The sequence below is a fragment of the Sphingobium sp. SG1 genome (genome assembly GCF_057063145.1).
Genome location: NZ_JBVVOJ010000009.1, coordinates 1 through 20,165 on the forward strand (window position 1 = coordinate 1; position 20,165 = coordinate 20,165).

Below are 20,165 nucleotides of genomic sequence, written 5' to 3' on the forward strand. Positions count from 1 at the left end.
CAAGATCTCCGGGTTGTCTGCAAAACCCCCGGAATCACACGAACCTCAGCCGCTCAACCCCTTTCGAAACGGCCTCTTTGGCAATTCAGATGGCCGACATATGTGCTTATTTTTTGCAGCAAAAATATGCACCTAACAGCTACGTCAAGCGTAAAGGTGGTCATCTATACTTTGACCGTCTCCAGCCGGTTTTGAACACGGCGGCAAGCAAGTCAAACGCGCTGGGCATTGTGCAACTATAAAAAGGGCGGATAACCGAAGCTACCCGCCGGGTCAGTCCTACTTCCCGGTTGTGCCGAGTTTCAGACCATTTCTTATAATAATGATTCTACCTTTTTTTTCAAGAATTTAAACTGATTCAGTTTCAGAGACTTAGCGGATGATGCCGGTGAACGTTGTCGTGAAGCGCCATCTCAGTTATAACCCGCGTATGAACATGCCCCTCAAGATCACGAAGATCGGCAACAGCGCCGGGGTGATCCTGCCCAAGGAATTGCTGGCGCATCTCCAGGCGGCGGCGGGCGACAGCCTTTCGGTTGTCCTCACGCCGCGCGGCATCGAATTGTCTGCGGCCGAGCCGGATTTCGAGGCGCAGATGGCCGCCGCGCGCGAAGTCATGGCGCGGCGCAAGCGGGCGCTGCGCGAACTGGCGAAATAATGGTCCGGCCCGATTGGGTCTGGATCACGCCCGCCGTGGCGGAAGCCGCCCATGCCGAGCAGATTGCCGAACATGGCGGGGGCGGCGACGCGTTGCGCGATCGTGGCCTGTTCGAAAGCGCGATGGCGCGGCCCCAGCAACTTGCCCATTATGGTGAACCGGATGCCGCTGCCCTGGCGGCAGCTTACGCCTATGGGCTGGCGCGTAACCATCCCTTTGTCGATGGCAACAAACGGATTGCGGCGGTGGTCAGCGAAACCTTCCTGCTGCTGAACGGCCATGGCGTGAACGCGACCGATGCCGAACTGGTCGTGGCGTTCATGGAACTGGCCGCTGGCACCCTGTCGGAAGAAGAACTGGCTGACTGGTTTCGCCACCATCTCGCCCCCTGACACCCCGGCGCCAATATCCCCTGTCCTACACGGCGATCCTCTGATCTACCCTGGGGAATGACACAGTCCATCCCCGCTCGCCCGCCCGCGCAGCCCGCGCCGGCGCTCTTCACCCCCGCCCGCTGGACCCCGGCCCGGCAGCGAACCTTCCTGACCGCCCTCTACCAGAGCGGCAGCGTGGCCCAGGCCGCGCGCATGGTCGGCATGTCGCCCTCCAGCGCGCATCGCCTGCGTCGTCGCCTCGCCGGCACCGCCTTCGACGGGGACTGGAGCAACGCGCTGGCGCTGCATGCCCAGGCGATGGCCGACCCGATCGCCACCCAGCTTCGCCCGCAGGCCGCGACGCGGCGCTGAGGCATATCGGTGCAAAACAGGTGCAAAGCTGTCGCGTCACCGGGGCATCATGGACGCAACATGCGTCGCCCCGGTGGCGCGTTCTGATGCAGAGCAGGCGCGTGGGTGACGCGCTGCCGGTGCAAAAGCGGCGCACATCCCCCGAAAAGGCCGATAACGCTGTGAACTTCGGGCGTGACCCTGGGGCGAACCGGCGTCCGCTCGCCGGTTCAGGCCTCCAGCATGCGCAGGGTGCGGCGCTTCTTCCAGTCGAGCACAACCTGGATGCGCATGCTCCAGCTGCCGTCCCAATCGACCGCCAGATCATGCGCGTCGAGTTGGGCGGTGATCCGCCGGCCGATGTCGAGCGCGGCCGCCTCGCCCGCCGCGCAGGCACCGTAATTGAGGTAGAGCGCCTCGCCCTCCACCGCCGCCTCGGTGTCCTGCATGTGGAAAAAGGCATAACCCTCGGCCGGGCGCCCTTCGCCGATCGCTTCCTCGATCTCGTCCCAGATCTCGATCGCGCCGCAACTGCCGCAGCAGGTGAAATTCTGCCGGGCGATCACGCCCTCGGCCTCCAGCGCGGCAAAGGCCGCGTCCAGCCGGTCGCAATCGGTCATGTCGGGCCAGGCCTTTTCGGCGGCATTATGTTCGGCCAGCGCCTGACGCAGCGCGGCCGATGCCTCGCGGCGCAGGGTCGGGCCGGGCAGTTCCTCGACGAACGTGTCGTGGGCGGCGGTCAGGATCGCGTCATCGTCATGAAATCCCCCGGCGACGTCGCGCCATACCTGGTCGCGCAGCGCGGCGAGCGGATCATAGGGGGGAAGGGCTGCTTCTTGCTCGGGGGCGTTGGTCTTGCCGAAGATTCGTTTCCACAATGCGCCGAACATGCGTTTGCCTGCCTCCCGCGATGCACTTTACTCGGCTCCAACATGGCGTGGCTTCGGGCAAAGGAAAAGGGGGCATTTCACCCATGAATCGCGACAGCTTCACGGTCCGCCGCAGCGATGCCCCATCTGCATAAGGCGTGTCAGTGTTTTTGCAGAAAATCGAAACTGCCAGCCCGATCCTCCAGTCGACCGCCCAACGTCAGTATTTTATGGGTGGTCGGGTGGGGGTTCAAACGAGTCACGTGCCTCGTTTGAAGGCTGGTGCGGCACAGAAAATGCGTTCCCGCATTTTCTAAAATTATGGCGCGGGTTCCAGCACCACATCCCAATGATCCTCCGTCACCGCCATGCGCTTCGCCTCCTCGGCATCGAACGCCGCCTTGTCGGGGAACATCCGTGCCTTGGCCGCCGCCATCGCCGCCTTGTATGCTTCGCCCGCGCCCACGCCGTCGGCGCCATGCTTGTAGACGATGGTGGTGCGCACGTCCCACCGCGTGCTGCCGCCCATATGGGTGAAGGGCATCTCGACCGTGACTTCGCTGATATAGCCCTGGCGCATCATCTCGCGCAGCAACGCTTCATGCTGTTTGTGATAGGTGGTCAGGAACTGGCCCATCCCGCCCCATTTGACGCGGTAGTAATTTTCCACCTTCAACGGGCCGTCGGCGGGTGCCGCGGTCTGGGCGGTGGCGGGCGCGGTGGCCAGGCTGGCGAGCAGGATCAGGGCAGGGGGGAAACGCATCGGGCAAGGGGCCTTTCGCAATCGAAGATCATCTGCCCCTACAGACGGATCAGCCGCCAATTTCCGCGCCCGTGGCGCAATCGCGCTTGCTCGCTGCCGCGTCCCGCCCCACGATGGGGGCATTCTCCTGCCGCAAAGGACCGCCGATGACCCGCCACCGCCTCTGGACCGTCCTGACCCTGCCCGTCCTCCTGTCTGTCACGCTGGCCGCCTGCAGCGGCGAGAAGAACAGCCCGGCCGACAATGCGGTCAATGCGGTCGAAAATGCCATGGCCAACGCCGCCAACGCGACCAACGCCGCCGCGCCCAGCGCAGACGCTTTCAGCCAGTATGTCGGCAAATATCCCTTCGACAAGGTCGGCGCCCATAGCTGGAACGACGATCCCGCCGTGGTCGCGGCGGTGAAGGCGGCGGTCGCGGACAAGGCAGTGCGCAAATGGGTGCTGGAGGATGGCGGCCCGTCCTCGCCGATCGCGACCGTCGACGGCAAGATCGCGGCCTGGTCGTGCGAGACCCATAATTGCGGCCCGCACCAATGGCTGACCCTGGTCGATCCGGCCAGCGGCACGGCGGAGGTCTGCTATTATGACGAGGCCGTCGATGCCCAGTCGACCCGCTGGTTCAAGGCCGGCCAGGAGGAAAAACGTCCCGGCCAATGCCCTGACGTGTCGAACTGACGGGACAGGGGCGCCACATGATGCGGCGTCGCCTCTGCCGCTATTGGACGACGACCCGCACCCGACCCAGATTCTGAATGCGGGCATAGGGGGCGGCGGCGTCGCCCTTGCGCTCCGACGCGATGCGCAGCGCGGGGAAATAGGTGCCTGGTGCGGCGAAGCTGTGGCGCGTGGTCAGGGTCAGGCTGCTGCCCGAACCGTCGGGCAGCTTCGCCTTCTCGGCAAAGGCGCCGCTGCCGTCGAAATCCCATTCCGCCGACACGATCCGGCCGGTGCCCGGCGGCACACTGATGGTCGCGCGGAAGGTCACGGCCGTGCCCGGCTTCACCACCGCCTTGGCCGCGCCATTGGCGGAGACGCTGGCGACCGGCTGGATGCCGCCCCGTGCCGCCGCATCGGCCGGCACGATCACCTGGCCATTATCGATGCGATAGGCGGTGTTGGCAGGCGGGGTGACGCCCTTTTCCACCCAGGCGGACAAATCGCGCAGCGCTTGCTCCAGCACGCCCAGATAACTGACCGTGCGGGTCGGGTCTTCCTGCTGGCTGCTGTCGCCATGCAGCGCATGGTCGGTGAACCAGATGCGGAAATTCTGGTCTACGCCCGCGCCCTGCGCAGCGATCACCCGCTGGCGATACCAGTCGCCCTGCCACGGCATGGCTTCGCGATCCCACAGATTTTCGACCAGGATCATCTTGCCCTGGAACTGCCCGGTCATCGGCGGCTGGCCCATCGGCTTGCCGGTGGTCGCCGCAGTGAAAAGCGGGCCGAGCAGGAAGGGGCGCTGCGGATAGAGCGGCTTGCCGTCGGGGCCGCGAAACTGGTCCCAGACCGGATAGCCGGCGTCGGCCGGCGGCACCTGATGCCAGTGATAGGTTTCGGCGGCGAGGAAATTGCTGTTGTCGACGCGCACCTTGTCGCCGGCCTTCAGCCGGTCGACCACCGCATCGTCCACCACGCCCAGGATCACGACATCGCCGGCGATGCGGTTGATCGTCAGCCGCTTGCCCTGCGCCGCGCCGGACCCGACGATCAGGTCGCCGCCGACGAAATAGGTCTTGGGCGGCGGGCTCGACAGGCGGAAGGCGACGATGCGCTGCGCCGCCCGGCCCTGCAGCGCGGCAAAGGCATTGTCGACGTTGGCCGCGCCATCGGTGATGCGCGTGTCGAGCTTCAGTTCGGCTGCCTGCGCCGCGCTGATCGGCGCGGCGATGGTCGCGTCATGCTGCAGCCGATAGCCGTCGAAACTCTTGGGATCATCATGGCCAAGATAGCCCGGCTTGTTCCAGAAATCGGTGAAATAGCCGGCATCCGCCATCACCATCCCGCCATAAAGGGCGGCAAAGCCGTGGATGCCCATCGTCTTCCAGCCGAACCAGCTGGGCGTCGGGAAACCCATCGCCGTTACCTCGCGCAGCACTGATGCCTGTTGCGGCGTCAGCCCGGCATAGGGGTCGCCGCTGCCGCCCGGCTCGACCGCGTCCAATATCTGCGGGAACTTGTCGTTGAGCACCCGCATCGCGCGCATCCGCACGGAGAACATGTTGGGCGGCGCCATCGGCGATCCCAGCACATAGGGGACGACGCCGTCCCACACGCCGGTCGTGTTCTCGATCGACCCGACCGTGCGGAAGCCGCCGCCACTGCCGCCAAAGGCATAGCCATAGGGGCGCTTGCCGCCGTACATCTGCTGCGCGACGACGCGCGAATAGCGGGCCGATGCGGCATTGGCGCGATAGGCCGCGATGGTGAAATCATTGGGCTTGCCCGGCATCCCCACCTGATCGCGGCCGCCGCCATTGGTCTCGACATAATAGCCGCCCGACGCGATCGAAAAGCCGATATAATTTTCCTCGCCATCGGTCAGCTTCTGCGCCAGATTTTCGTCATCCGGGACCGGCGTGATATGCTGGAAGAAGCGGCCCTGATAGTGCGCCTTGTCGGGGAAATAGAAGGAGAAGCGGGTCTCCGTCCCCTTGAACCCGCCATGGACATAGCGGTGCCGCACCGGCGCATCGCGCCATTCGTCGATATCGATATAGGGCTGGGTGAAGAGCGGGTCTTCGGCGGCGGCGGCCGGGGTGCTGCCCGGCTGGGCGTCGGCGCCGGTCCCTGCCGTTGCGACCAGGGCCAGTGACAGGGCTGTCATGCAGAGGGCAATCGATCGGCGCATCTTCTTCTCTCCCGTCATGGTGTCAGACCGCCGCTGCTAGCGCCGCCCTGCCCGTTTGTTCGTCCCAATGATCCGCATCGCCGCCGAGCGCGCAATTGAGCATCGCGCGCTTCAGGAACAGGTGACAGGGATGTTCCATGGTGAGGCCGATGCCGCCATGGAGCTGGATCGCCTCTTCCGCGACCAGTCGATAGACGGCGCAGGCCAGCGCCTTGAGCGCGCCCAGGGCGATGATATCGACGTCGGCCTGCTGCGCCCGGCTCCAGAACAGGGCGTCGGCGGCGGTCAGTTGCGTCCGCATGTCGGCGACGCGATGCTTGAGCGCCTGGAACAGCGCCAGCGGCCGATCGAACTGCTGCCGCGTTTCGAGATAGGCGACGGTCATCGCCAGCGCCGCCTCCGCGCCGCCCAGGCTGTCGCCCGCCAGGCAGAAGAGGCGCAGCGCCTCGATCCGATCGGCCAGCGCGCGGGCGGCATCGCCCTCTGCCAAAGTTAGGCCCGTGCCTTCAAGGACGACATCGAACAGGCGACGGCTCTTGTCCCAACCTTGCCGATACGTGACGGAAACCTGCTCGGCCGGCATCAGCGCCACCCGGTCCGCCGTGACATGCAAAACATGGCTGGCGGTATCGGCATCGGGCACGCAGGTCAGCCGGTCGGCAGCGTCCAGCCCGCCCGCCAGTGACGCGGTCATCACCTCGCCCGCCATGGCGTCAGCGATCAGCGCGTCGCGCTCCGGCAGATCATCTGCCGCCGCCAGCGCCTCGATCGTCAGCATCTGCGCCAGCACGGGGCCGGGCACCAGCGCCTTGCCCACGCCCTGATGGATGACGCCCGCCGCCTCGCGGCCGAGGCCCAGGCCGCCCAGTTCCTCCGGCACGCCCATCATCAGCCAGCCCATCTCGGCGATCAGCGCCCAGCTCTGCGCCGCATCCGGGGCCAACTCGCTCTGGCCGAACGCCTTGTCGGCCGCATCCTGTACTTCCGCGCGGGTCATGGTCATGCCGCGCCCTCCTTCAAGGTCCAGCTCTTGGGTTCACGCGGCATGCCGACCAGCCGTTCCGCGATGATGTTGCGTTGCACCTCGTCGCTGCCGCCGGCGATGGTCCAGGCATAGCTGTTCATGAAATCCGCCATCCAGTTGCCGGTCTCCATGCCGCCGCCAAAGGTGATCGGGCTGTGATATTGCGCGTCGATACCGCCCAGCCGAATCCCGAGCGATGTGAACTCCCGCAGCGTGCGCGAATAGGACAGCTTGACGATCGACGCGTCGCCGACCCGCTCGATCCCGGCGATGCGGTTGGCGAGGAACTGGTCGGCGACGGCGCAGCTGGCGTCCACCTTGGCGCTCAACCGGCCGAAGTCGCGGACTATGCCGCTATCATCCTCCCGGCCCTGCGCGCGGACCAGGTCGGCCAGCCGCCACAGCGCGCCACGCAGCCGGGCGCTCAGTTCCAGCAGGGTCAGGCCGCGTTCGGACGAGAGGGTGGATTGCGCCACGGCCCAGCCCTGACCTTCCGCGCCCAGCCGGTCGGCGACCGGAATCTCGACATTGTCGAGGAACAGCTCGGCAAATTCCTCGTCACCGTGAATCTGATGGATCGGCCGCGCGGTGACGCCCGGCGCCTTGAGATCGAGCAGCAGATAGGTGAGGCCGGCCTGTTTCGGCCCGTCTTGGCTGGTGCGCACCAGCAACAGGCATTTGTCGGCGAACTGGCCCATGGTCGACCACAGCTTCTGCCCGTTGACGACATAATGGTCGCCGACCCGCTCGGCGCGGGTGCGGACATTGGCTAGGTCGGACCCGGCATTGGGTTCGGAAAAGCCCTGGCACCAGATTTCGCCGGCCAGGATGCGCGGAATCAGCAGCGCCTGCTGCTCCTCGCTCGCCCATTCGAACAGGGTGCAGGCGGCATGATAGGTCGACATGAAGGACAGCAGCAGCCGCGGCGTGTCGGCGCGAGCCAGTTCCTCATAGAGGATCTTCTGTTCGGCAAGCGACCGGCCGCCGCCCGGCCATTGGGCCGGCCAGTGCGGCACGGCATAGCCGCCCTCGACCAGCTTCGCGAACCAGTCGCGCTGGATCTGTAGGAAGGCGGCCTCGCTGCTGCTGCGCTCCCGCCAGCCTTGGGGCGCATGGTCAGCCAGCCACTGGCGCACTTCCTGCCGCAGCCCGTCGAGCGCATCGGTCAAAGCCTGCCCCTCCATCCCGTTCCGGTTCCTTCCATGCCCGACGCTAGGCCCAATTGCGCGGCCCCCCGCAAGATGGCGGCCGGCGATATCCCCAAGGCGATGGCGCTAGATCGCCACCTCGATCATGTCGTCGACGATGCGGACGGGATAGGTGGCGATCGGTTCGCTCGCCGGGCCGGTCAGTGGCTCGCCGGTCTCCAGGTCGAACCGGGCACCATGCGCCGGGCAGGCGATCCAGCCCAGGCGAATACGACCGCAGGCGAGCGGTTCGTCGGCATGGGAACAGAGCGCGGCGATGGCGTGAATCTGCCCGTCGCTGTTGCACAGCAGGATGGTCTGGCCGTCGATGGTCACGCTTTTGGTCTTGCCCAGCGGCACCTCATCCAGGGAGGCTGCCATTTTGAAATCGCGCTCGCTCATGCCCGAAAGCTGCCCAAGCCGGTGGAGCGCGGCAAGGGCCGGCTCATGCCCATCACCGGGGCGTTCTCTTGCCCGCCGCCCTGTCGCGCCGCGCCGCTCTTAAGTATCGCATCCCTGTTCGGCAGGGGATGCGTGGACCGATGGATTTTGAATGGACGCAGGATGAAGAGGCTTTTCGCCAGCGGTTGCGCGACTTTCTCGCCGCGACGCTGCCGCAGGATTGGGAGCGTTTCTCGCAACATGGCCCGGCCTCCCCGGCGCTGACCGACTATGCCCGCACCTTTTGCGGGCGCCTGGCCGACGAAGGCCTGCTGACCCCGCACTGGACCAGGGAGATTGGCGGCCAGGGCCTCGACCCCTGGCACCAGACCATATTGGCCGAAGAAATGTGGATCGCGGGCGAACCACGCGGCGGCCAATATATGAACGTCAACTGGGTCGGGCCGACGCTGATCCGCTACGGATCGGAGGCGCAGAAAGCCCAGTATCTGCCCGCCATCACCGGCGGCCGGGCGCTGTGGTGCCAGGGCTTTTCCGAACCCGGTTCCGGCTCCGACCTCGCCTCGCTGCGCACCCGCGCGACCCGCGACGGCGACGTCTATCGCGTGTCGGGGCAGAAAATCTGGACCAGCTATGCGGGGCTTGCCGACACCTGTTTCCTGGTCTGCCGCACCAGCGACGATCGCAAGAAGGGCATTTCCATCCTGCTGGTGCCGATGGACACGCCCGGCATCACCGTCCGGCAAATCCCCTCGCTGATCGGCGAGGGCGACATTCACGAAGTCTTCTTCGACGATGTCGTCGTGCCGGTGGAGGCCCGGCTGGGCGAGGAAGGCCAGGCCTGGGAAATCATCGGCTATTCGCTCACTAATGAGCGGCTCGGCATTCCCCGCTATGCCCTCGCCCGCGCCGCGCTCGACCGGGCGGTGGCGCTGCTCCAGACGCAGGGCGAATTTGCCGGCGAGGCGGTGCGGATCGAGGCCGCCCATGCCGCCGCGCTGTGCGAAGCGGCGCGGATGGCCAGCTATGCGATCGTCGACCGCCGCTGCCGGGGCGAGGCGATCGGCGCAGAATCCAGCTCCGCCCGCTTCGCCACGGTGATGGCCGAACGGCGCGTGTGCGAATTCATCGTCGAATATCTGCCGCAGGCGCTGGCCGACGCGCATCCCTATCTCAAGATGCATCATCAGCGCGGGATTGTCGCGGGCATCGCCGCCGGCGCGGCGGAGATCCAGCTCAACATCATCGCCAGCGATGTGCTCAAACTGCCACGGGAGCCGCGCTGATGGACCTGTCCCTGACCGACGACCAGATCGCCATCCTCGACGCGATCGACACGCTGACCCGGCCCTATGCCGGCGCGACGCTGCATGAGGCAGGCTTTGCCCTCAGCAGCGACGCGCTCGACCGTGACCTCGCCGAAGGCGGCTTCCTCGATATCGGTTTCGATCCCGACCTCGGCGCGATCAGCGCCGCCCTGGTGGTCGAGCGGCTGGCGCGCCTGCCCCAGGCGGTGGAGGCGGCGGCCAGCGCCCTTATCCGCCCGCTGCTGGGTGATGCGACGCCGCGCCCGCTCTGCCTGGTGGAGGAAGGCAAGACCCATCGCCCGGTCCGCTTCCTTGCGCCGGGTGCGACGGTGCTGCTGGTCGGGTCCGATCGCGTGCGTAGCTTCGTCGCCGGCCCCGAGCATGTCCGGGCCGAACCCGAAGCCCTCTACGCCTATCCGATGGGCAGCCTGATCGCCCAGCCCGACGATCTTACCGATCACGCCGTGTCGGCCGACGATGTCCGCACCCGCTGGCGCGTGGCGCTGGCGACGGAGGCGGCAGGCCTGCTCGCCGCCGCGCTCGACAGCACCGCGACCTATGTCACCGATCGCCAGCAGTTTGGCCGCCCGCTCGCCACCTTCCAGGCGCTGCGCCATCGCCTGGCCGAGGCGCAGGTCCGCGCCAACGGACTCTACTGGCTGGCGATGAAGGCGGCGGCCACGCTCGATGCCGGGGACGCAGCGCTGGCCGCGCTGCATGCGCAGGAATCGGCGCGCAGCTGCGTCTATGATTTCCACCAGTTCCTCGGCGCCATGGGCATGACGCTGGAGCATCCGCTGCACCTGTGGACCTATCGCCTCAAGGCGCTGATCGGCGACCTCGGCGGACGCGGCGGCCAGGCGCTCGCCGTTGCCGATGCGCTCTGGGGTTAGAATCAATGAAAGAGCCTGATTCACGCCATCGGTGAAAGCGCGGCGCGCTTCCACCTCAGACGATCAGGCTCTAGCCCAGCTTCGGCTTGATCTCCTCGATCACCCAGCGGGCATAATCCTCATATTCGCTGATGCTGCGCACCGCCGGGATTGGCACCGAACTCATGGTGACGCCCAGCGTCGCGAACCAGCCGAGCCGGTCGATGATCTCCGGTGCGGTCATGCCCGGCCGGGCGCGCGGATCATCGACCACGGCATGCCCCTCGCCGACCCGGCTGGTGGCAAAGCCGTACATCACGTCGAACGGCCGGCCGTCATAGCCGGGCTGCGACTTGATGAAGTCGATCTTGGCCGGGATATCCTCGGGTTTCGTTAGATAAGGCCACCAGCCGCTGGCATGGCGCGCGGCGCGCCTGAGCACGGCGTCGGCCTCGCCACCCATCCAGATCGGCATATGCGGTTGCTGCACCGGGCGCGGGGCAAAGGCGACATCGCGGAAGGACACGAACTCGCCCTCGAATTGCGGATCGTCGCTGGTCCAAAGCTCGACGATCGCAGCCAGATATTCGTCGCACATTCGCCCGCGCTGGTGGAAGGGGACGCCGAGCAGGTCGAACTCCTGCTCCAGCCAGCCCGCGCCGAAGGTCACCATCGCCCGACCGCCCGACAGCCAGTCGATCGTCGACAGCGCCTTGGCGGTGATCGCGGGATGCTGCAGCGGCAGGATCGAAATCGAGCTGTTGATGCGGATGCGGCTGGTCGCGCCGGCATAATAGCCCATCGCCGCATAGGCATGGAAATGATGCGGCCCCGACAGGTCGACATGGGCGCGCGGGATCAGGAAATGTTCCGGCACGCTGATCATGTCGTAACCCAGATCATCGGCCAGCTTCGCCAGCTGCGTCTGGTCCGCCCCCGTGACCGACAATTCCCAGGGCTGCATCGTCGCCTTCAGCTCGATCAGCCGGGGCATGCCGAAGGCGAATTTCATGACCCCGCCTCCCGCCGGCTCAGAAGCCCAGATCGAGCACCGGCCCGTCGAAATTGCCGGCCAGCTTCTGCGTCGCCGCGCTCAGCTTATCCATGGGTTCATGCCGGATATAGCCGTCGATGATCCGCTGATAATTGCTGATCAGCCCTTCGATCACCTTGGACAGGCGCATGAAGTCGAAGCCCTCGGCATGCAGCCCCTTCTGCTGCAGCGGGATGTTGGAATAATCTTGGCGCGGGATCATCGGGAACTGATCGCTGTCATAGGGCAGCATCACCGGTTCCATCACCACCGGCGGCTCCTGCCCTTCGGGGAAATGGGTCAGCGACCATAGCTCGAACATGCAGCTTTCCGGGCCGATCGGGCGGATGCGATAGGCCGCCATGCTGGAGAGGAAGGGCAGCAGGAAATAATTGGGGAAGATGAATTCCACCGACTTGACCGGGGTTTCCACCGCCAGCTTGTTGAGATCGGGCGTGGGTTCGCCGCGCGCCTGCCCGGCCTGGGTCACGCAATGATTGACCATGCCGAACCAGTGCATGATCGCCTGTTGCGGGTCTTCGGGCAGTTCCACGTCGATCAGGGTACGGGCGACCGCGACATCCTTGGCATGGCACATGCCGGCCATGCCCTCGCTCAGCAGCTGCATATGGTCGACCTGGTCGACGATATTTTCCTTCATGGACCGGTTGGGATTGATCGGCACGCCGATCCCGCCGGTGTCCATGCCGTACATCATGTTATAGAGGATCGGCACCTTCTGCTGCAGCTGCGGATGGGTGCGCATGACATGATAGCCTTCCATGAAGGCTTCCATCGCGACCTTCCAATTGGCCGGCAGCACCGTGCCGAAACACCATTCGGCGCGCATCTTGTCGGCATTATAGGCGTCGAGCCCCACCGCGAGCGGGCCGAGCTGTTCACGCAGTGACGGCGCGTCATCGTCGAAATTGATGAAGACGCAGCCCATCTCGATCTCGGTGCGGCACGGGCGCAGCGCCAGATCCTGCTCGTCCAGCTGATGCTCGGAGAACATGTGCCGGCCATAGACGAAGGTATTCTTGCCCTCGATATTCCAGCGCCAGCCATGGAAGGGACAGATGAAGCCCTTGCCCTTGCAATTGCCATGGCTGCCCTCGGTCAGCGGCACGCCGCGATGGCGGCAGGCATTATGATAGGCGCGAATGCCGTCCTTGGTCCGCACGATGATGACGGACTTGCCCAGATTGCTATATTCGATCCAGTCGCCGACCTCCGGCACCTGCTCCACGCGGCAGGCCATCTGCCAGACATGGGGCCACAATTCCTCGCATTCGCGGCGATAGAAATCCGCGTCATAATAACGTGCCGTGGGAATGCGCTCGGGATCGCTGATTTCCAGCGGGAAGCCCGCACGCGTCATTTCAGCAGCCTCAACCATGCCATGCCTCACCCAGATTTCTTGCTTGGATGAAGTGGTAAAGGCTGGGCTGGGGAGCGCCAAGGCAGCGCCCCAACCCATCGCCCTACCGATGGACGGCCACCCCCAGTTCGTCCAGCACCTCCCGGCTGTGCGCGCCCAGTTCCGGCGCGCCGCCAGCGACCCGGCCCGGCGTCTGCGAGAACCAGGTCGGCACGCCGGGGAAGCGCACCGGCCCCTGCGGCGTCTCCACCGTCTCGAAAAAGCCGATCGCGTTCAGATGCGCATTGTCGAACAGTTCGTCCGTGGTGCGCAGCGGCGCGGCCGGGATATGCAGCGCCTCCAGCAGTTCAAGCCATTCCTGCGTCGTCCGCTCGGCAAAGGTGTCGCCCAGCAGGCCATAGACCCGGTCGATCTGCTTCGCCCGCTTGGCCAGCGTGTCGAACTCGTCGGTCGCCCAGGGCGGGTTCACCGCCGCGACGAAGGCGTTCCAATGCTTGTCATTATAGACCAGCGCGGCGACATGGCCGTCCTTGGTCGCATAGGGCTTGCGATTGCGGGCGACGACGCGGTGATAATGGGCCGGCCCCAGCGGCGGCTCGAACAGCATGCCGCTCGCATGTTCGGTGAGCATGAAGGACGCCATCGTCTCGAACATGGAGACTTCCACCTCCTGCCCCTCGCCGGTGCGCTCGCGGTGGAACAGCGCCATCATCGTCGCATAGAGGCCAGTGAGGCCCGCCACCTTGTCGGCGATGATCGTCGCCATGAAATCGGGCTTGCCGGTCATCAGTTGCTGCAAATGCGGGATGCCGCATTCGGCCTGGATCGTGTCGTCATAGGCAGGCTTGTCGCCGTCCGGCCCGCGCCGGCTATAGCCATAGCAATTGGTGTAGACGATGTCGGGCCTGATCGCCTTCACCGCCTGATAGTCGAAGCCCAGCTTGGCGATCGCCTTGCCGCGCATCGAATGGATGAAGACATCGGCGGTGGCGATCAGCGCGCGCAGCACCGTCTTGTCCTCCTCCTGCCGCAGGTCCAGCACCAGGCTGCGCTTGCCGCGATTGACGTTGGTGAAGACGCCGCCCAGCGCGGGCGCCGGCCCGGCATTGATATAGCGCGTGGCATCGCCGGCCGGTGGCTCGATCTTGATCACGTCGGCCCCCATGTCGGCCATGATCTGGGTCGCATAGGGGCCGAATACCATCGCCGTCAGGTCCACCACGCGGATCCCGGCCAGCGGCCCTTTCGGCATGTGCGTCGCGTCCATCATCCTCTCCCCATAACTGCCTTGGGGCTAGGCCAAGGGCGCGGCGAAATCCACGCGCAACCCCTTCGCCCCACCGATATGTGGGGCCGCCCGATTGTGCGCGCGGGAGGCCGGATGATACCCGCAGGCGATCATCCAGACGCCAGCAGAAGGCCCCCAGAGACGTGGATTTTGCCCTGACCGAAGACCAGAGGAACATCCGCGACGCGGTGTTCCAGCTCTGTGCCCAGTTCCCCGACGATTATTGGCTGGAACGGGACAAGGATGCCGTCTTCCCGTTAGATTTCCACCGGGCGATGGCGGACGCCGGCTGGCTGGGCATCGCCATGCCCGAAGCCGCCGGTGGCGCAGGCCTGGGCATTACCGAAGCGGCGATCATGGTGCAGGCGGTGGCGGAGGCCGGCGGCGGCATGACGGCGGCGTCCAGCATCCACGGCCCGGTCTTCAGCCTGGAGCCGATCGCCCTGTTCGGCACGGCGGAGCAGCAACAGCGCATGATCCCGCCGATCATCTCGGGCGCGGAGAAGATGTGCTTTGCCGTGACCGAACCCAATACCGGGCTCGACACCACCAAGCTCAAGACCAGAGCCGATCGGGTCGAGGGCGGTTATCGCGTCAATGGCGAGAAGATCTGGATCACCAACGCCCATGTCGCCGACCGGATGATGCTGCTCGCTCGCACCACCCCGCTCGATGAAGTGAAGAACAAGACGCAGGGCCTGTCGCTCTTCTTCACCAAACTGGATCGCAGCAAGATCGAGCATCAGCTGATCCCCAAGATGGGCCGCCATGCGGTCGGCTCCAACATGCTGTTCATCAACGACCTCTTCATCCCCGAAGAGGATCGGATCGGCGAGGAAGGTCAGGGCTTCAGGATCATCCTCAAGGGGCTGAACCCGGAACGCATATTGCTCGGCGCCGAAGCGATCGGCATCGGCCGCAACGCGATCCAGCGCGCCGCCCGCTATGCCCGCGAACGCATCGTCTTCGACCGGCCGATCGGCATGAATCAGGGGATCCAGCATCCGCTCGCCAAATGCTGGATGCAGCTGGAGGCGGCGAACCTGATGGTGATGAAGGCCGCCACCCTGTTCGACAAGGGCGAGGAATGCGGCGTGGAGGCGAACAGCGGCAAATATCTCGCCGCCGAATCCGCGTTCGAAGCCTGCCATACCGCGATGCTGACCCTGGGCGGCATGGGCTATGCCCAGGAATATCATGTCGAACGGCTGCTGCGCGAAGTGCTGATCCCGCGCACCGCCCCGGTCAGCCCCCACATGATCCTCAATTTCATCGCCGAAAAGGTGCTGGAATTGCCCAAATCCTATTGAGGCGAAAACGATGACGCTGCCGATCAAGATGCGCTCCTGGCTGTTCGCGCCGGGCGACAGCGAGAAGAAGATGGCCAAGGCGGCGGACAGCGCCGCCGACATCGCGCTGTTCGACCTGGAGGATGCGGTCGCGACCGAAAACAAGCCGCTCGCCCGCCAGATGGTGCATGATTTTCTCGCCGCCAGGCCGGAAGGGCGCGAGCGGCTCTGGGTCCGGGTCAATCCGCTCGACGGCCCCTATACGCTCGATGATCTCGCCGCGATCATGCCGGCGCGGCCGGGCGGCATCATGCTGCCCAAAGTCTATGGCCGGCAGGATGTCGAATTGCTCGACCATTATCTGACCGCGTTCGAAGCGGCGCATGGCATCGAACGGGGATCGACCCCGCTGATCGTGCTGGTCACCGAAACGGCCGAGGCGATGTTCCATACCGGCGATTACAAGGGCGCCCCGCGCGTGGTGGCGCTGACCTGGGGCGCGGAGGATCTGGCCGACTCGATCGGCGCCAGTTCCAACCGCAATGCCGACGGCAGCTATGGCTTCACCTATGAACTGGCGCGCTCCATGTGCCTGCTGGGCGCCGCCACCGCCGGCGTCACCGCGATCGAGACGATCCAGGGCGATTTCCGCGACCTCGACGGGCTGAAGGCACGCGCCGAAAAGGTGCGGCGCGACGGCTATCGCGGCATGCTGGCGATCCACCCGGCGCAGGTCGATGTCATCAACGCCGCCTTCACCCCGACCGAAGAAGAGATTGCCGAAGCCCAGGCGATCGTCGACATCTTCGCCGCCAATCCCGGCGTCGGCGCGATCGGCTACAAGGGCGGGATGCTCGACCGGCCTTATCTCAGCCGCGCCGAGCAGTTGCTGCGCCAGGCCGGGGCCTTGTGATCGACCTCACCCCCTATCTGCGGCGCGGCGACCGCATCGTCTTTGGTCAGGCCTGCGGCGAGCCGGTCAGCCTGGTCAGCGCGCTGATCGAGCGGGGCGCGCGGATCGGCGACCTGTCCGCCTTCATCGCCACCAGCTTCTCAGGCCTGTTCACGCCCGAAAGCGCCGACAGCTTCCGCCTCTCCTCCATGGGTGCGATCGGTGCACTCCGGTCGATGACGAAAGCCGGCAAGCTGCAGGTCATCCCCGTCCATGTCAGCCAGGTTGCGCCGATGATTACGGCCGGCATCATCGGCTGCGACGTGGCGATGATTCAGCTCAGCCCGGCCGACGCCGACGGCAATCATAGCTGCGGCCTGATCGGCGACTATGTCCGCGCCGCCGTGGACAAGGCGCGGGTCGTGATCGCGGAGATCAACGAAGCCGTGCCCTATGTGCCGGGCGAGTTGATCCCCGCATCCGCCATCGACGTCGCCATCCCCGTGTCGCGCCCGCCGGTCGAGGTGGCGCCCGCGAAGATCGGCGAGACCGACGAAGCGATCGCCCGCCACTGCGCCGCCTATATCGGCGACGGATCGGTGATCCAGACCGGGGTCGGCGCGGTGCCCGACGCGATATTGCGGCTGCTGGGCGACCGGCGCGACCTCGGCGTCCATTCGGGCATGCTGGGCGACGGGCTGGTGGAACTGGCAGAAGCGGGCGTGCTGACCAACGCCCGCAAGGAAATCGACACCGGCGTCTCGATCAACGGCGCGCTGATCGGCACCCGCCGCCTCTATGACTGGGCGCATAACAACCCGGCCATCCGCATGTGCGCGACCAGCTACACCCATGATGCCGCCGTCCTCGGGCGACTCTCGCGCCTCGTCACCATCAACAGCGCGCTGGAGGTGGACCTCACCGGCCAGGTCAATGCCGAACAGTCGGGCGCGGCCTATCTGGGCGGCACCGGCGGCCAGGTCGATTTCGTCCGCGCCGGCGCCCGCTCGCCCGGCGGCTGCTCGATCATCGCGCTCTCCGCCTCGGCCAAGGGCGGCAGTTTGAGCAAGATCGTGCCCAGCCTGTCCGGCCCGGTCACCACCGCGCGCAGCGATGTCGACATCATCGTCACCGAATATGGCGCGGCGGAACTGAAAGGGCAGACGCTGGCCGAACGCACCCGCCGCCTGATCGCCATCGCCGACCCCGCCTTCCGCGAGGAACTGGAGCGGTCGGCCCATATCATCCAGCAGAGGGGGTATTGATGCCCGACGCTTCAACCGACGCAGTCCTGTTCGAGGCGCGGGCCGACGGCATCGCCATCCTCACCATCAACCGCCCCGACCAGCGCAACTGCCTCAGTCGCGACGTGCGCGAGGGGCTGCGCACCGCCTGGCAACGGTTCGAGGATGATCCGGCGCTGCGCGTCGCCATCCTGACCGGCGCGGGGGACAAGGCCTTTTGCGCGGGCGGCGATCTCAAGGAAATGGTCGACACCGGCATGACCGTGCCGCCGCGCGCCATGTTCCCGCTGCCCTATGACGGTATCGAACTCAGCAAGCCGACGATCGCGGCGGTGAACGGCGTCGCCTTTGCCGGTGGCTGGATGATCGCCCAGGCCTGCGACCTGTGCGTTGCCAGCACGGCCGCGCGCTTCGCCATTACCGAGGTGAAGGTGGGGCGCAGCTCGCCCTGGGCCGCGCCGCTCATTCACATGATCCCGCAGCGGATCATGATGGAGATCATCCTGACCGGCAAACCGATCACTGCCCAGCGCGCCTACGAGATCGGCCTGGTCAATCGCCTGGCCGAGCCGGAAGCCCTGATGCAGGCGGCGCTCGATCTGGCGGCGGAGATTTTGGAGGGTGCGCCCCTGTCGGTGAAGGCCGGGCGCGACACGGTGATTCTGGCGACCGAAATGGGCCGCGCCGCCGCGCTGCAGGCTGCCCGCGCGGCATCCGAATATACTTATCATAGCGAGGACGCGCAGGAAGGACCGCGCGCCTTCGCCGAAAAACGCAAGCCGCAATGGACCGGGCGCTGAGCCCGACTGTCTGAAATCGTCAAGTCCGGGTGACGCGGACATGGCAAAAGGGTAGAATGGAGAAGGAATAGGCCATGAACGAGATCAGCAGCATCGGCATGCCCGGCGAGGATCTGATCGAGCCGGTCGTCGTCCCGGTCGAAGCCTATGTGTCGAAACACTATGCCCGCGCCGAGCAGGACCGGCTGTGGCGCAAGGTCTGGCTGCAGGCGGCCCGGCTGGAGGATATTCCCGAGGTTGGCGATTTCGTCACCTATGACATTCTCGAAGACTCGGTCATCATCATGCGCACCGGGCCGGATGAGCTGAGCGCTTATCATAATGTCTGCCCGCATCGCGGCCGCCGCCTGATCGACACGCCCGCAGGCCAGCGCAACGCGCGCGGCAACCGCAAGTCGATCATCTGCGGCTTTCATGGCTGGACCTTCGACCGCCAGGGCCAATGCACCTTCGCCAACCATGCCGATGACTGGCAGGGCAAGCTGACGGCGCAGCGCACCGCGCTTGGCAAGGTCAGCGTCGACACATGGGGCGGCTGGGCCTGGATCAATCTCGATCCCGATTGCGGCCCGCTCGCTGAATATCTGGGCGTGGTGCCCGACATGCTCGATCCCTTCGGCCTCCAGAATATGCGCTATCGCTGGCGCAAATGGATCATCTTCGACTGCAACTGGAAGGTCGCGATGGAGGCATTCAGCGAGACCTATCATGTCCAGACAACCCATCCCGAATTCAACGCCTTCGGCGAATTTCGCGGCTGGGCGCGCAAACATGGGCTGCACACCAATATCGGCTATGAAGCGCCCAAGAATATGGACGAGAACCAGGCCAAGCTGCGCATCGGTTCAGGCGAAGACCCGCGCCTGTCGACCGCGGAAATGCAGCTTTTCACCTGGGAAAATGCCAATACCAACACGACCATGACTTTGGTCGCCGCCGCCCAGCGGCTGAAGGACGAACTGCCCGAGGGCACCCCTGCGCCGCAGGTGCTGCAGCACTGGCTGGCCACGGCGCGCGCCGATGACGAGAAGCGTGGCGTCTTCTGGCCGGTGGTCGAACCCGCCCATACGGCGAAAAGTGGCACCGCCTGGCAGATCTTCCCCAATTTCCAGATCGGCCATGCCGTCAACAACATGCTCTGCTACTCCGCCCGCCCCTATGGCGCGGATCCGGACAAGTGCATTTTCGAGGCGGCGGTCTATGAACTCTTCCCGGACGCGGAAACCCCCGCGACCGAATGGGAATATACCAGCGCGGAGCAATGGCCGCCGGTGCTGCAACAGGATTTCACCAATATGCAGGCGGTGCAGCAGGGCATGAAGAATGTCGGCTTCCGCGGCACCCAGCCCAACCCCTATATGGAGCGGGCGGTGGCCAGCCTCCATTACAACCTGTCCCGCTACATGGGGACTGGCGCACCAAAGCCGCTGGACTGACCGACATTGCCGCGTTCCTGGCCCTTCGCCGCCGATCATCTGTCTGGCGGCGGAGCGCTTTCGCGTCTCCATTTTCACCAATGACTGTCTTCGACGACCGCCCTCCAATGGAAAGGGGCGCTCCCGGCAGGAGCGCCCCTTTCCG

At 65.6% G+C, this 20,165-nt stretch carries 21 protein-coding genes; 12 read left to right on the forward strand and 9 right to left on the reverse strand.

Annotated features, from left to right (window positions below):
• The 4 genes from AC0KVN_RS18125 to AC0KVN_RS18140 form a co-directional block, all read left to right on the forward strand.
• Positions 1-242, forward strand: a 242-nt coding sequence (locus AC0KVN_RS18125; RefSeq protein WP_483656248.1) for a hypothetical protein, incomplete at its 5' end; no start/stop codon positions are given.
• A gap of 188 nt (positions 243-430) precedes the next feature.
• Positions 431-658, forward strand: coding sequence for an AbrB/MazE/SpoVT family DNA-binding domain-containing protein (locus tag AC0KVN_RS18130; protein ID WP_333883041.1), 228 nt, complete (start codon positions 431-433; stop codon positions 656-658).
• The gene (locus tag AC0KVN_RS18135; RefSeq protein ID WP_435568629.1) at positions 658-1,050 is read left to right on the forward strand and encodes a type II toxin-antitoxin system death-on-curing family toxin; all 393 of its coding nucleotides are present in this window, start codon (positions 658-660) and stop codon (positions 1,048-1,050) included. Before AC0KVN_RS18130 ends, AC0KVN_RS18135 begins: the two co-directional genes overlap by 1 nt.
• Positions 1,051-1,107: 57 nt before the next feature.
• The gene (locus AC0KVN_RS18140) at positions 1,108-1,404 is read left to right on the forward strand and encodes a LysR family transcriptional regulator (protein ID WP_435568628.1); all 297 of its coding nucleotides are present in this window, start codon (positions 1,108-1,110) and stop codon (positions 1,402-1,404) included.
• Between the two features lie 209 nt (positions 1,405-1,613).
• Here AC0KVN_RS18140 and AC0KVN_RS18145 read toward each other — a convergent pair whose 3' ends face one another.
• A complete protein-coding gene (locus AC0KVN_RS18145; protein WP_435568627.1) occupies positions 1,614-2,273 on the reverse strand; it encodes a DUF6891 domain-containing protein in 660 nt (219 codons plus the stop codon).
• 298 nt (positions 2,274-2,571) lie between these two features.
• Entirely contained in the window at positions 2,572-3,015 is a 444-nt protein-coding gene (locus AC0KVN_RS18150) for a hypothetical protein (protein WP_037508146.1), read from the reverse strand.
• 146 nt (positions 3,016-3,161) lie between these two features.
• Between AC0KVN_RS18150 and AC0KVN_RS18155 the strand changes: the two genes are divergently transcribed.
• Complete coding sequence (locus AC0KVN_RS18155; RefSeq protein ID WP_435568626.1) at positions 3,162-3,692, forward strand: hypothetical protein; 531 nt, start codon at positions 3,162-3,164, stop codon at positions 3,690-3,692.
• A gap of 40 nt (positions 3,693-3,732) precedes the next feature.
• On the opposite strand, the gene AC0KVN_RS18160 is transcribed toward AC0KVN_RS18155, so the two are convergent.
• From AC0KVN_RS18160 to AC0KVN_RS18175, 4 genes are all read right to left on the reverse strand, one after another.
• Positions 3,733-5,865: a hypothetical protein gene (locus AC0KVN_RS18160; protein WP_435568625.1), complete on the reverse strand. Its 2,133-nt coding sequence runs from the start codon at positions 5,863-5,865 to the stop codon at positions 3,733-3,735.
• 22 nt (positions 5,866-5,887) lie between these two features.
• Positions 5,888-6,868 carry an acyl-CoA dehydrogenase family protein gene (locus tag AC0KVN_RS18165; protein ID WP_435568624.1) on the reverse strand — a complete coding sequence of 327 codons (981 nt, stop codon included), beginning with the start codon at positions 6,866-6,868 and terminating at the stop codon, positions 5,888-5,890.
• Complete coding sequence (locus AC0KVN_RS18170) at positions 6,865-8,073, reverse strand: acyl-CoA dehydrogenase family protein (RefSeq protein ID WP_435568623.1); 1,209 nt, start codon at positions 8,071-8,073, stop codon at positions 6,865-6,867. The genes AC0KVN_RS18165 and AC0KVN_RS18170 overlap by 4 nt, the downstream gene beginning before the upstream one ends.
• 90 nt (positions 8,074-8,163) lie before the next feature.
• The gene (locus AC0KVN_RS18175; RefSeq protein ID WP_435568622.1) at positions 8,164-8,478 is read right to left on the reverse strand and encodes a Rieske (2Fe-2S) protein; all 315 of its coding nucleotides are present in this window, start codon (positions 8,476-8,478) and stop codon (positions 8,164-8,166) included.
• 140 nt (positions 8,479-8,618) lie between these two features.
• Between AC0KVN_RS18175 and AC0KVN_RS18180 the strand changes: the two genes are divergently transcribed.
• Both AC0KVN_RS18180 and AC0KVN_RS18185 read left to right on the forward strand, forming a co-directional pair.
• Positions 8,619-9,764, forward strand: coding sequence for an acyl-CoA dehydrogenase family protein (locus tag AC0KVN_RS18180; protein WP_435568621.1), 1,146 nt, complete (start codon positions 8,619-8,621; stop codon positions 9,762-9,764).
• Positions 9,764-10,678, forward strand: a complete 915-nt coding sequence (locus AC0KVN_RS18185) for an acyl-CoA dehydrogenase family protein (RefSeq protein ID WP_435568620.1) — start codon at positions 9,764-9,766, stop codon at positions 10,676-10,678. The genes AC0KVN_RS18180 and AC0KVN_RS18185 overlap by 1 nt, the downstream gene beginning before the upstream one ends.
• 70 nt (positions 10,679-10,748) lie before the next feature.
• On the opposite strand, the gene AC0KVN_RS18190 is transcribed toward AC0KVN_RS18185, so the two are convergent.
• The 3 genes from AC0KVN_RS18190 to AC0KVN_RS18200 form a co-directional block, all read right to left on the reverse strand.
• Positions 10,749-11,669 carry a TIGR03619 family F420-dependent LLM class oxidoreductase gene (locus tag AC0KVN_RS18190; RefSeq protein WP_435568619.1) on the reverse strand — a complete coding sequence of 307 codons (921 nt, stop codon included), beginning with the start codon at positions 11,667-11,669 and terminating at the stop codon, positions 10,749-10,751.
• A 19-nt stretch (positions 11,670-11,688) separates the two neighbouring features.
• The gene (locus tag AC0KVN_RS18195; RefSeq protein ID WP_435568634.1) at positions 11,689-13,071 is read right to left on the reverse strand and encodes an aromatic ring-hydroxylating oxygenase subunit alpha; all 1,383 of its coding nucleotides are present in this window, start codon (positions 13,069-13,071) and stop codon (positions 11,689-11,691) included.
• 103 nt (positions 13,072-13,174) lie between these two features.
• A complete protein-coding gene (locus AC0KVN_RS18200) occupies positions 13,175-14,338 on the reverse strand; it encodes a CaiB/BaiF CoA transferase family protein (protein ID WP_435568633.1) in 1,164 nt (387 codons plus the stop codon).
• A 164-nt stretch (positions 14,339-14,502) separates the two neighbouring features.
• Here AC0KVN_RS18200 and AC0KVN_RS18205 point away from each other — a divergent pair, with 164 nt between their 5' ends.
• From AC0KVN_RS18205 to AC0KVN_RS18225, 5 genes are all read left to right on the forward strand, one after another.
• A complete protein-coding gene (locus tag AC0KVN_RS18205) occupies positions 14,503-15,669 on the forward strand; it encodes an acyl-CoA dehydrogenase family protein (RefSeq protein WP_435568618.1) in 1,167 nt (388 codons plus the stop codon).
• A gap of 10 nt (positions 15,670-15,679) precedes the next feature.
• On the forward strand, positions 15,680-16,561 hold the full coding sequence (locus AC0KVN_RS18210) for an HpcH/HpaI aldolase/citrate lyase family protein (protein ID WP_423300560.1): 882 nt from the start codon (positions 15,680-15,682) through the stop codon (positions 16,559-16,561).
• Entirely contained in the window at positions 16,558-17,805 is a 1,248-nt protein-coding gene (locus tag AC0KVN_RS18215) for an acetyl-CoA hydrolase/transferase family protein (protein WP_435568617.1), read from the forward strand. Before AC0KVN_RS18210 ends, AC0KVN_RS18215 begins: the two co-directional genes overlap by 4 nt.
• Positions 17,805-18,584: an enoyl-CoA hydratase/isomerase family protein gene (locus AC0KVN_RS18220; protein ID WP_483656249.1), complete on the forward strand. Its 780-nt coding sequence runs from the start codon at positions 17,805-17,807 to the stop codon at positions 18,582-18,584. Before AC0KVN_RS18215 ends, AC0KVN_RS18220 begins: the two co-directional genes overlap by 1 nt.
• Before the next feature lie 74 nt (positions 18,585-18,658).
• Entirely contained in the window at positions 18,659-20,020 is a 1,362-nt protein-coding gene (locus tag AC0KVN_RS18225; RefSeq protein WP_435568615.1) for an aromatic ring-hydroxylating oxygenase subunit alpha, read from the forward strand.
• Positions 20,021-20,165: the final 145 nt, after the last annotated feature.

What these genes read in the sequence shown, in the direction of transcription:
- AC0KVN_RS18130 (WP_333883041.1), top strand. Translation starts at nt 431, where the DNA reads ATGAACATGCCCCTCAAGATCACGAAGATCGGCAACAGCGCCGGGGTG.
- AC0KVN_RS18135 (WP_435568629.1), top strand. Translation starts at nt 658, where the DNA reads ATGGTCCGGCCCGATTGGGTCTGGATCACGCCCGCCGTGGCGGAAGCC.
- AC0KVN_RS18140 (WP_435568628.1), top strand. Translation starts at nt 1,108, where the DNA reads ATGACACAGTCCATCCCCGCTCGCCCGCCCGCGCAGCCCGCGCCGGCG.
- AC0KVN_RS18145 (WP_435568627.1), bottom strand. Translation starts at nt 2,273, where the DNA reads ATGTTCGGCGCATTGTGGAAACGAATCTTCGGCAAGACCAACGCCCCC.
- AC0KVN_RS18150 (WP_037508146.1), bottom strand. Translation starts at nt 3,015, where the DNA reads ATGCGTTTCCCCCCTGCCCTGATCCTGCTCGCCAGCCTGGCCACCGCG.
- AC0KVN_RS18155 (WP_435568626.1), top strand. Translation starts at nt 3,162, where the DNA reads ATGACCCGCCACCGCCTCTGGACCGTCCTGACCCTGCCCGTCCTCCTG.
- AC0KVN_RS18160 (WP_435568625.1), bottom strand. Translation starts at nt 5,865, where the DNA reads ATGCGCCGATCGATTGCCCTCTGCATGACAGCCCTGTCACTGGCCCTG.
- AC0KVN_RS18165 (WP_435568624.1), bottom strand. Translation starts at nt 6,868, where the DNA reads ATGACCATGACCCGCGCGGAAGTACAGGATGCGGCCGACAAGGCGTTC.
- AC0KVN_RS18170 (WP_435568623.1), bottom strand. Translation starts at nt 8,073, where the DNA reads ATGGAGGGGCAGGCTTTGACCGATGCGCTCGACGGGCTGCGGCAGGAA.
- AC0KVN_RS18175 (WP_435568622.1), bottom strand. Translation starts at nt 8,478, where the DNA reads ATGAGCGAGCGCGATTTCAAAATGGCAGCCTCCCTGGATGAGGTGCCG.
- AC0KVN_RS18180 (WP_435568621.1), top strand. Translation starts at nt 8,619, where the DNA reads ATGGATTTTGAATGGACGCAGGATGAAGAGGCTTTTCGCCAGCGGTTG.
- AC0KVN_RS18185 (WP_435568620.1), top strand. Translation starts at nt 9,764, where the DNA reads ATGGACCTGTCCCTGACCGACGACCAGATCGCCATCCTCGACGCGATC.
- AC0KVN_RS18190 (WP_435568619.1), bottom strand. Translation starts at nt 11,669, where the DNA reads ATGAAATTCGCCTTCGGCATGCCCCGGCTGATCGAGCTGAAGGCGACG.
- AC0KVN_RS18195 (WP_435568634.1), bottom strand. Translation starts at nt 13,071, where the DNA reads ATGACGCGTGCGGGCTTCCCGCTGGAAATCAGCGATCCCGAGCGCATT.
- AC0KVN_RS18200 (WP_435568633.1), bottom strand. Translation starts at nt 14,338, where the DNA reads ATGGACGCGACGCACATGCCGAAAGGGCCGCTGGCCGGGATCCGCGTG.
- AC0KVN_RS18210 (WP_423300560.1), top strand. Translation starts at nt 15,680, where the DNA reads ATGACGCTGCCGATCAAGATGCGCTCCTGGCTGTTCGCGCCGGGCGAC.
- AC0KVN_RS18220 (WP_483656249.1), top strand. Translation starts at nt 17,805, where the DNA reads ATGCCCGACGCTTCAACCGACGCAGTCCTGTTCGAGGCGCGGGCCGAC.
- AC0KVN_RS18225 (WP_435568615.1), top strand. Translation starts at nt 18,659, where the DNA reads ATGAACGAGATCAGCAGCATCGGCATGCCCGGCGAGGATCTGATCGAG.